The following is a 9727-nucleotide window of genomic DNA, read 5'->3' as shown; positions in this document are numbered from 1 at the left end:
ATATCAAATAGATTATTTCAGCTAAAAACTGAGTTTCATAAAAAAGTAACAAAAAACGAATAAAAGCACTCTTTAAAATTTATACTTATCATAAGTTTCGAATATTCTCACAAATAGTTTTGTACGATTCTTTTTTATTAAACAATGCACCTGTTCCTAAAACAAAACCATCAATTCCTAAATGAGATAACATTTTTATTTTATCAATAGAACAAGCACCATCGACTATAACTTTGTATCCTTGATAATTTTTTGCTTCTTGAATAAATTTTTGAGATTTAGATGTTATAAATTCTAAATATTTTTGACCTGCAAAACCGGGACTTACATTCATAATTAAAACATAATCACACAGATAAAGAATATTTTTAACAGTTTCAAAAGAAGTTTCAGGATTAATAGCAATTCCTGCTAAAGCCCCAAGATCTTTGATTTTTTGAAGTGTTCGGCAAGCATGTTTATCAGATTCTGGATGAATATATATGATATCTGCACCTAGTTCAATAAATTTTTCTACATAATTGTAAGGGTGACTAATCATAAGATGAACATCACAAGGTATGTTTGCATGCTGGCAAATATATTCTACATCTTGAAGCCCCATTCCAAAATTAGGAACAAATATTCCATCCATAATATCTAAATGGAAAATATCTATACCACTTTTTTCTAATAATTTTATTTCTTCTTCAAGGTTACCAAAATGAGCACATCATAGAAGCACATAGTAATTTTTTCATAATAAAATCATCCTTTCCTTTTTTATTTAAACAAGAGCATGTAACCATTTTTTTGTTTTTAATCTTTTCATTCCAAGTATTAATCTTAATAATTGTTCAATTTGACTAATCAATATAACAACAACTATATCAGATATATTTAACAAACAAATCATAATGAAGGTAGACGTTAAACCAACTCCCCATAAAATAAAAGAATCTAAAAAAGTTAAATATTTGGAATCACCACCAGCTCTTAATGCTGAAAATATAATGACATTAAATAATCTAAAAGCAATTCTGATAGAAAGAACTCTTACAATTGATGTAGCAAGATAAATTTGTTGTGAAGGCTTTAATTCAAATAAGTTTGTAATTTGTGGTGCAAATATTAATAGAGCAATAATAATAGCAAAAAGATAATATACTTGCTATTCCAAAAAATAATGAACTTTTTCAGCATAGTCAAAATTTTCTTTTCCATTCAAGTCCTATCATAGAAGTAGAGGCGTCGCTCATTGCATTAACAACCGTATAAAACATATTAACAATTTGGTTACCTATATAATAACAATCCATAACATTTTTACCCAATAAACTATACGCAACAATAAATAAACTATTTCCTATACTAAATAATGTTTCATTAATAATTAAAGGGAAGACTTTTATATAAACTTTTTTAATAAAAGAAAAAGGAATATTAAAAGTCTCAAAAAAAGTACCAATAAAAGGTTGATGAGAAATAACTGAATAAAAAAAGTAAAGTATAAAACTAATAATTTGACTTAATAGTAAACTTATTGCTGCACCCTTAATTCCAAAATGAAATATAAACATAAATAAGATATTAAATAAAATATGTAAAATCATTGTTATAGCACTAATAACTAAAGGAATATAAGTTTTTTGGACACTATGATAGGCAAAAGTAAAACTAAGTATAAGTGAAGTTAATATCTAAGAAAAACAAGCGACTTGTATATATTCAAAAGCATCACTAATAACTTTTTGATCTTGAATGAAAATTGCTAATAAATATCTATTAAAAATGAAAACAAGCAATATCCAAAATAAAGCATTGAGAAAAACGCTTATTAAACTTAATCCAAAACTTTTTTCTCATCTTTTTTATATCATTAGCACCATAGTATTGAATGATAAAAATGTTAATTCCTGCGGCAATACCAAAAGCAATACCTTGCATTAAGGCATCAATTTGTAAGGCTGTGCCTATCGCAGAAACACAATCAATTTGGGAAGCCATGATTGTATCAATAAAACCACTAACACTTGTTAAAACAGATTGAATAGCGATAGGGAGCATAACCATTCCAGTATGTTTATAAAATGTCTTATGACCAAAGTATTTTTTTAAAATCAATACAATCACCTCCTTTTCACATAAAAGAAAAAGCACCTATCAAAGTACTTTTTCAACAACATCTAAGGGAGATTATTTATCGTAAATATAACTTTGCATTTTTTTATGGAAATCAGGATCACTAGGTATATTAGCATCAATTCCTAGATCAGCAGAACAACTTCTAGCAAAAACCTGAAGAGGAACAACATATTCCATAACCGTAAAATCTTTGTCATTTGTAAATGGAAAATAAAAATCTTTTTTATTATTATTTTCATTAGAAATTAAAAAACAATGTGCATTTCGTTCTTCTTCAAAGTATCTTTTTAGTTGAATTGCTCTATTAAAATATTGTCCACCAGATCCTAAATAAAACATATAAGTATCTTGATCAATACAATGATAAATACCATGCATAAATTCTTCTAATTCATAACATTGTGTACTATATCTAACAGATTCAGATATTTTTAATGTTCCTTCTAACATTGCAGATATACAGTTCTCATATCCAATAATATATAAACGTCTACATTTTAAAAAGTCTTGTTTATTATTTTGATACCACTCTTGTGCTTTCTCAGCAATAAGAGGTATATTGTCAGAACTCTTTAGCATGCGTTTAATATAATCATCATAAATATCTTGAGATATTCGATTTTGCTTTAAAGCAACTTTTAATCCTAAAATGACCAAAGTAACAATTGAACAAATGTATCCTTTTGTTTTTGGACCTGCATACTCAATTGGCATTTCAATAAATAACTGTTGATCAGCATGTTTTAAAATTGGTGTATCTTTTTCTGCAGTTACAGCAATAGTAGCAAATCCTTCATTTCTAGCTTTATCTAATCCAGCAATAGTAGAAGCAGACATTCCAGCATGAGAAATACCAATGACCAAAGTATTTTTATTAAAAATTAATTCATCTTTAAAATCAATTGGATAAGATTGAAAAACTTTTATTCCTAACACTTTTTCAATAATAGGTTTTGCTGCAACAGCAGCATGATAAGATGTTCCTGATCCAATAATATATATTTGATCAATTTTTTTATTGAGAATATAATCAACAGTTGTATTAAAAATATCTTCCTGTTGATTAACGATATCTCTAACAGCTTGTTTTGATTCTAGAATATAAGTATACATATCCCATTTTTTTTCTTTCATAATTTTTCTCCTTTCCTTTATAAATACATTATAATTAATTGTATATACAAATGTCAATAAAAAAATAAGATATTTGTTAATAACATAAGAAAAAAACTTTACAATATTTGACATTGTATGTAAAATATTACTTGGTGATAGAATGAAGAAAAAGGCAAAATATATTCTTGTAGAAGAATATATAAAAGATTTAATTAGTGATGGAAAGTTAAAGAATGGAGATCAATTAGAAACTGAATTTCAATTGGCAGAAAAATTTAATGTTAGCCGTTTAACTGTTAATAAAGCAATTTCAAGATTAGCTGCTGAAGGTATTATAGATAAGATACCAGGAAAAGGTTCATTTGTTAAACAGGCTATGCTTTTTGCTGATTATAAAACTGTAGGAAGTTTTAGTAAATACATGGAGTCTCAACATAGAGTACCCGGATCTAAGTTAATAGAATATAAAATACTTAATTCTAAAGATGTTCCTATTATCGCAAGTTATTTAGAACTGGATAAAAATGAAAAAATACAGTATTTTGTGAAAGTAAGGTCTGCAGATAATGAACCTATAGCAATTATGACATCATATATTCCAGCAAAATTAGTACCATCTTTTGATGTCGTCTTATTTGGATCACTTTATGATTACTTTGATACATTAGATCTTCCTAGAATTAAAAAAAAATCAAAAATTACTGCAATATTATCTGATGATTACTTGTCAAGCAATTTAGAAATTGAAGAAAATACAGCATTATTGAAACATGATCATGTTACATATACAAAGAATAATATACCTTTAGAATATTGTATTGCCATATATAGGTAATAAATACGCATACGAAATAGAAGAAACCAGAATTAAATAACTTATAGAAGGCATCATAATGATGCCTTTTGTTTTAATAAAATAATTTATAATAGAATTATTGACATATATGTATATATAATAATATAATAATGTATATAAAACATAGAGGAGGAAAAACATATGAGTACGTGACACTCGCTATTATCTTGACATTATTTGCCATGATAATGACATTTGATTATTGGTCAGAATTCGGTATTTACTGTCCATTGGTCTGTGGTGTATTTACTGGACTAGTTGTTGGAGATGTTGAATTAGATCCCAGGTTGGTTCAGTATGTACATTAATGAATTTAGGTTTTTATAATTTCGGAGGAGCAACAACACCAGATTATCAGATTGGAGCTGTTTTAGGTGTTGTATCTGCTAGTAAGACAGGAGATTATAATGTTGGGTTGTAGTTGCTACATCTTTAAGTTTATTTGTTATGCAACTAAATATTTTAGGAAGAACTTTAAATACATTCTTCTTACATAAAGCAGAAAATGCTTTAAAAGTTAATAATATTAAAGCTTTTGAACGTTTTCATGTTAAGGGAATTATTCCATGGATGATTGCTAATGCTTTACCAATTTTTATTGGTGTTATGTTAAGTGATTATTTAACTATTATTTCTGATTTTGCAGCTTCTGCTCAATGGTTCTCTAATGGTTTGCAAGTTGTTGGAGGTGCATTACCAGCTATTGGGTTTGCTTTATTGTTATCTTACATGGATTTAAAGAAGTATTGGCCATTTATGGTTATTGGATATGCATTGTTCTCATTTGCTAATGTGCCAGTATTAGGATTAGCTATTTTAGGAGCAGCATTTGGTTATATGTATATTAATATGGGAAAGAAGGTATAACTAATGGAGACTAGGACGATTTCAAAGGAAGCATTACATAGAACAAGAAGAAGACATAATTGGGCACTACAATGGTGTATGAATTATGAAAAAATGCAAGGTAGTGGATTTGCTTTTGGTATGGTTCCAGTTATTAAGGAATTGTATGAGACTGAAGAAGAACAATGTCAACATTTATTGAGACATGCACAATTTTATAATTGTCATCCTGCTGGATCAGCAGCAATATGTGGAATTGCTTGTGCATTAGAAGAAAATGGACAAAGTGATACAGCAGATAGCATTAAAGTTGCTTTGATGGGTCCAATGGCAAGTGTTGGAGACACAATTCAAGGAGTCCTTGTAAAACCTTTAGTAAGTTTGATAGGTGCTGGAATGGCTGCTGAAGGAAATTGGTTATCTATTTTAATGGTGACATTACCTATGGTAGTGCTTTTAGCAAGATGGCCTGCATTTAATATTGATATAAGCAATCTTTAAAAGTATTAAATAATATGAAAAGTGCATTTTCGTTTGATAAATTACAAGAATTAGCTAGTGTCTTAGGTTTAACGGTTATTGGTGGATTTATACCTAGTATCTTGGGATCAAGACTACAATTAGGTTTGAAATGACAAAAGCGATTACCGATCCTAATACAGGTGAAGTAGAACAAGCGTTCAAATTGCAGAATCTTTAGATCTCTATTACCTTATATTTTACCTATTTTATTTGTTGGATTATGTTTTTATCTATTAAAGAAGAAAAAAATGACTCCTGTAAAAGTTATTCTTATTATTGCAGTTATAACATTTATTTTAGGGGCAACAGGTATTATGGTATAAAGATTTATGAAAGGTATTTTATTAATTAGCCATGGAGAAATGGCAAAGGGTATGGTTGATTCTATTTCTCTTTTCTTTGGAAATTTAAAACAACTAGATTATTTGTGTTTAAAAAAAGAGGATAATCCAGAACAATTTAGGCAATTAATGATAGAAAAAATAAAAGCTTTAGACTCTGGTGAAGGCGTTATTATTTTAGCAGATATATTAGGAGGAACTCCGTGTAATCAATCAGCTTATGTTATTAGTGACAATGTAGTTGTTTTAACAGGTATGAATTTGGGAATGCTTATTTCTATTATGTCTGCAAGACAAGGACAAACAATTGATATAGAAATGGTTTTGAATGATGGAAAAATGGGTATAAATTGTTTAAATGATTTATTAGGGGTGAAAAAATAATGATAAAACATATTAGAATTGATAATAGATTAATTCATGGTCAAGTAGCAGCTGCATGGAAAAATAATATAGGAGCCGATGCAATTATTGTATGCAATGATGATGTAGCAAAAGATCCTATTCAAAAAATGGTATTACCTATGGCCGCACAAGGATCAAAAGTTTTAGTTTTCAGCATAAATGAATTAATTGAATATGATAAAAAAAATCCAAATGAAACAAAGTTTGTGATTTGTAAATTTGCTAGTGATTGTTTACAACTCTTAGAAAAAGGTATAGAAGTAGAAGAAGTGAATATTGGAAATCAAGCTCCTGTATTAAATACAGATTATGTAATGGTTAATGGTTTTGTTGCTGCAACAAAGGAGGATGCTGTTACATATAGAAAAATAGCAAAATATAGAAATGGGAAACTTCCATGTCAAGTTGTACCAACAAGACCTGTAGAGGATTTCTTAGAATTATTAGAGAAAGCAGGTTTATAAGCAAGCATATGCTTGCTTTTATCATATATGTATATTTATATTCAACAAAAAATAAATAAAATAATGATATGTCTTCTTCTTTTTGCCATTGTTTTTTTAATAGGAGCTTACTTATTATTTATAAAAGATATTATTAATATAGTATTTTTGTCCTCTTATTTGCATTCATTATATTTATGTTCAATTATATAATTAGATTTATGGAACAAAATCTAGAACATTATACAATATATAAAATGTTAAAAAAGAAACAAATTGCTTTAGCAACTATACAAAATATGGAATTTTATAAAGAATTAAGAGATAGTACATTTACTAAACAGTATATATATAAATTACATATTCAAATTAAAACATTAGAATCAAAAGTTATAGAAACAGATATTTATGAAAAAGTAAAAGATAGTCATATCAATTGTTTACCAGGAGATGTTTATATTACTTTTAACAAAGATATGACACATATAGCTATTATTCCTACATTAATGATCCAAATGACTCCAGAAATAGAACCATTAATAAGAAAATATGAAAAATTATATCAAATTCATTATATTGTTGCTATAAGAGACAAGGGGCTAATTTTAAAGTCTATAAATACAGTGATGCAAGAAATGAAAGAAAATAATTAAAATTGTGTTAAGTTATTTGATTTTTTATCAATAATAATGAGTTACAAGAGATTTTATACTATATTTACACAAGTAGTAAAGGTAATTTAAAATAACTTGTGGTTGAGATTGTTTCGGCCAATAAGACAATTTGTGGTTCAGATGACCACATACAATTTAAAACTTAATCACAAGGTGTTTATAATACCAATTAGGGACTAGATGCAAATCTAGTCCTTCTTTTTTGGATACATATAATATGTTGCGTCATCATTTAACACATACATAACCCTATTTCTAAATCGTTCCCAGTTTCTATAGCCATTAGAATTATGCTTTATATTCTTGATGGTTTTATTTCTGTTTTCAATGATTCCATTATTAACTCGTTTTGTCTTCTCAGGATTGACTTTTATAAATGAGTTTATAATCTCATTTTTCCATCTCACCATTGTATTCCCAAATTCATTCATGATTGGAATACTGCTCGATTTGAATTCTCTAATAAGTTCATTAAGATTGTCCTTTGCGGTATCTGTATCGGATTTATCAAAGAATCTTTTAAGTTCATCCTTAAGATATAGGGCCTCCTCGAGCTGACTGTCTGTTTTGATCATATACTCGACAAGGTCATAGTAATTGTAATATCCTTCAAGAACACGATTGTATTTCTTCTCCATGTCTGGATCAGATATCTTATCGTCATTCTTGAGAAGAAGCCAGTTGAATTTCTTCAATACATAGTACTGCTTCTGCATTTCTCTGTGCTTCGTAACTTCACAGGAGGAGTGGTTTATTTCTTTGAAATTCGGATTAGGCTTGACTCTGTTCATTGCATCGATTCTGATTCTTTCAAGTCTTCTGTTGAATTCCTGGACAAGGTGGAATTTATCTAATGAATTGACTGCATTAGGAAACATGAGTTTCGTTACTATTCTATATGTTTCCCACATGTCAGTAGAGACGACTTTAACATTAAGTCTTTCTTCACGAGGAATAAGAGAAAGATAATTCATTAGATCATACTTTCTTCTTGAAGGAAGCAGGTCGATGACATTCTGAGAATTAAAATCAAGAAGAACGCATACGTAATCACCTTTTGATGATGAAAATGCATAGACTTCATCTATACATATACATTCAGGAAGTTTTCTTCTTGATATATTGACGTGTCTGTCAAATATATAGGCGGCTGCAGTTGGAGATATATGATATCTATGAGCGACTGCAGTAAATGTTTCATTAGGCTTTTTTAGATCATTAAGGACATTATATACGGTCGTTAGTGAAATCTTCATGCCTTCAGTGGTAAATGGATTGTGCTCATAGAATGTCTTTGAGCATTCGGGGCAGATATATCGTCTGGCCTTATAATTGATGAAGCAAGGTATCCCGCTAAGAATTGAATGCGTAATCTTCTTGTGTGTATATGAATGAGTTTTTGATGTTTCAGTACCACACACAGGGCACCTGTAGGGTTCGACAGCCAAAAGCACATGAACATGTACGCCATCAAACTGATGATGGACTTCAATAGAGCTGATTTTTCTATTGTCCAGGTTAAATAGTTTAAGAATATAGTCGTTATTAATGCTTTCCATAGTGAAAGTCCTCCTTATGATTCAAGAATAGATGAAAAGGGAGGAATAATAAACAAATCATGTGTGGTAACGAAAGATAAAAAGAGATTTCTGGAATTGAACAGACAGATATGATAGTAATCTCCAAAGCAGTTTACAAATCTGGTGTGGAAATAGGAAATGAGAGAATTATCAATTTCAGCATCGGTATTTTTGTGCACAATAATACTAATCATATCATCATATGAAACAGAAGATATAAAAGGAATCATAGGAGAAAGAAGAACTGCATGAGTTGAACCGCAGTGAGGACATATTAATCTGGTGATTCTAATTGAACTATTTTTAAAAGCTCTATAATAATAAGCATGAACCTTTAGACCGGATTCATTGCACTTTGGACAATGAACAGAAGAAAAATCCAGGGAACTAATGACAGAAGAATAAATATTCTGATTAATTGTATTGATTTTTTTGTGAAATTCTATTATTATCATAGTGTTCTTATGGACAGGATAATGAATCAAACTTTGGTCGGGATGGTTTATTATCCTTTTTCTTTCTATAGGATTATAAGTAAATCATAATAAAAAAATTCATTAATGACATCAAAAAATGATGAAAATAATGAAATTTATTTTAAACACATAAACCACATGGATTTTATATATGGGTAATGTTACTACCAATACTATTTTTGTTTAAAACTAAAATATCAGATTATTTTAAATACTCAGGAAATGCAAAAGTGGGAAACTCCCACTTTTTTGAATAAATGATGATTTTTTTATATTTGTATTCTGTTATATATCGTTCCTACGGGAAATAAAACAGAAAAATGTATCTTTGAATTATTATTATA

13 protein-coding genes are annotated in these 9727 nt (G+C 28.6%); 8 read left to right on the top strand and 5 right to left on the bottom strand.

Annotation, left to right across the window (positions count from 1 at the left end; genetic code table 11):
* Positions 1-88 precede the first annotated feature (88 nt).
* Positions 89-652, bottom strand: a complete 564-nt coding sequence (locus ACLUJM_RS11480) for a ribulose-phosphate 3-epimerase (protein WP_412412863.1) — start codon at positions 650-652, stop codon at positions 89-91.
* 244 nt (positions 653-896) lie between these two features.
* On the opposite strand from ACLUJM_RS11480, the gene ACLUJM_RS11475 reads away from it, so the two are divergent.
* Complete coding sequence (locus ACLUJM_RS11475; protein ID WP_412412861.1) at positions 897-1058, top strand: hypothetical protein; 162 nt, start codon at positions 897-899, stop codon at positions 1056-1058.
* A 126-nt stretch (positions 1059-1184) separates the two neighbouring features.
* Here the strand turns inward: ACLUJM_RS11475 and ACLUJM_RS11470 are convergent, their stop codons facing one another.
* From ACLUJM_RS11470 to ACLUJM_RS11460, 3 genes are all read right to left on the bottom strand, one after another.
* Positions 1185-1592, bottom strand: a complete 408-nt coding sequence (locus ACLUJM_RS11470; RefSeq protein ID WP_412412860.1) for a hypothetical protein — start codon at positions 1590-1592, stop codon at positions 1185-1187.
* 172 nt (positions 1593-1764) lie between these two features.
* Complete coding sequence (locus ACLUJM_RS11465; protein WP_412412859.1) at positions 1765-2103, bottom strand: MATE family efflux transporter; 339 nt, start codon at positions 2101-2103, stop codon at positions 1765-1767.
* 72 nt (positions 2104-2175) lie between these two features.
* Entirely contained in the window at positions 2176-3258 is a 1083-nt protein-coding gene (locus ACLUJM_RS11460) for an SIS domain-containing protein (RefSeq protein WP_117788920.1), read from the bottom strand.
* Between the two features lie 142 nt (positions 3259-3400).
* Here ACLUJM_RS11460 and ACLUJM_RS11455 point away from each other — a divergent pair, with 142 nt between their 5' ends.
* The 7 genes from ACLUJM_RS11455 to ACLUJM_RS11425 all read left to right on the top strand — a co-directional run bounded on the left by ACLUJM_RS11455 (position 3401) and on the right by ACLUJM_RS11425 (position 7306).
* The gene (locus ACLUJM_RS11455) at positions 3401-4075 is read left to right on the top strand and encodes a GntR family transcriptional regulator (protein WP_412412858.1); all 675 of its coding nucleotides are present in this window, start codon (positions 3401-3403) and stop codon (positions 4073-4075) included.
* 468 nt (positions 4076-4543) lie between these two features.
* Entirely contained in the window at positions 4544-4963 is a 420-nt protein-coding gene (locus ACLUJM_RS11450; RefSeq protein ID WP_412412857.1) for a PTS sugar transporter subunit IIC, read from the top strand.
* A gap of 3 nt (positions 4964-4966) precedes the next feature.
* The gene (locus tag ACLUJM_RS11445; protein WP_412412856.1) at positions 4967-5443 is read left to right on the top strand and encodes a PTS system mannose/fructose/sorbose family transporter subunit IID; all 477 of its coding nucleotides are present in this window, start codon (positions 4967-4969) and stop codon (positions 5441-5443) included.
* A 191-nt stretch (positions 5444-5634) separates the two neighbouring features.
* Positions 5635-5787, top strand: coding sequence for a PTS system mannose/fructose/sorbose family transporter subunit IID (locus ACLUJM_RS11440; RefSeq protein WP_412412862.1), 153 nt, complete (start codon positions 5635-5637; stop codon positions 5785-5787).
* A gap of 6 nt (positions 5788-5793) precedes the next feature.
* Entirely contained in the window at positions 5794-6189 is a 396-nt protein-coding gene (locus ACLUJM_RS11435; RefSeq protein ID WP_117788924.1) for a PTS sugar transporter subunit IIA, read from the top strand.
* On the top strand, positions 6189-6674 hold the full coding sequence (locus ACLUJM_RS11430; protein WP_199589209.1) for a PTS system mannose/fructose/N-acetylgalactosamine-transporter subunit IIB: 486 nt from the start codon (positions 6189-6191) through the stop codon (positions 6672-6674). The genes ACLUJM_RS11435 and ACLUJM_RS11430 overlap by 1 nt, the downstream gene beginning before the upstream one ends.
* Before the next feature lie 200 nt (positions 6675-6874).
* Positions 6875-7306: a hypothetical protein gene (locus ACLUJM_RS11425; RefSeq protein ID WP_147338514.1), complete on the top strand. Its 432-nt coding sequence runs from the start codon at positions 6875-6877 to the stop codon at positions 7304-7306.
* A gap of 209 nt (positions 7307-7515) precedes the next feature.
* Here ACLUJM_RS11425 and ACLUJM_RS11420 read toward each other — a convergent pair whose 3' ends face one another.
* Complete coding sequence (locus tag ACLUJM_RS11420; RefSeq protein WP_191492211.1) at positions 7516-8886, bottom strand: ISL3 family transposase; 1371 nt, start codon at positions 8884-8886, stop codon at positions 7516-7518.
* Between the last annotated feature and the right edge of the window lie 841 nt (positions 8887-9727).

It is taken from the genome of Finegoldia sp. (genome assembly GCF_046991905.1).
Classification (GTDB): Bacteria; Bacillota; Clostridia; order Tissierellales; family Peptoniphilaceae; genus Finegoldia.
The sequence above is the reverse complement of the archived record's forward strand: the minus strand, read 5'-3'. Positions and strand labels throughout refer to the sequence as shown.

Bases quoted from the DNA above. Each gene is read 5' to 3' on its own strand.
- ACLUJM_RS11475 (WP_412412861.1), top strand. From the start codon at position 897: ATGAAGGTAGACGTTAAACCAACTCCCCATAAAATAAAAGAATCTAAA.
- ACLUJM_RS11470 (WP_412412860.1), bottom strand. From the start codon at position 1,592: ATGATTTTACATATTTTATTTAATATCTTATTTATGTTTATATTTCAT.
- ACLUJM_RS11460 (WP_117788920.1), bottom strand. From the start codon at position 3,258: ATGAAAGAAAAAAAATGGGATATGTATACTTATATTCTAGAATCAAAA.
- ACLUJM_RS11455 (WP_412412858.1), top strand. From the start codon at position 3,401: ATGAAGAAAAAGGCAAAATATATTCTTGTAGAAGAATATATAAAAGAT.
- ACLUJM_RS11450 (WP_412412857.1), top strand. From the start codon at position 4,544: ATGCAACTAAATATTTTAGGAAGAACTTTAAATACATTCTTCTTACAT.
- ACLUJM_RS11445 (WP_412412856.1), top strand. From the start codon at position 4,967: ATGGAGACTAGGACGATTTCAAAGGAAGCATTACATAGAACAAGAAGA.
- ACLUJM_RS11435 (WP_117788924.1), top strand. From the start codon at position 5,794: ATGAAAGGTATTTTATTAATTAGCCATGGAGAAATGGCAAAGGGTATG.
- ACLUJM_RS11430 (WP_199589209.1), top strand. From the start codon at position 6,189: ATGATAAAACATATTAGAATTGATAATAGATTAATTCATGGTCAAGTA.
- ACLUJM_RS11425 (WP_147338514.1), top strand. From the start codon at position 6,875: ATGGAACAAAATCTAGAACATTATACAATATATAAAATGTTAAAAAAG.
- ACLUJM_RS11420 (WP_191492211.1), bottom strand. From the start codon at position 8,886: ATGGAAAGCATTAATAACGACTATATTCTTAAACTATTTAACCTGGAC.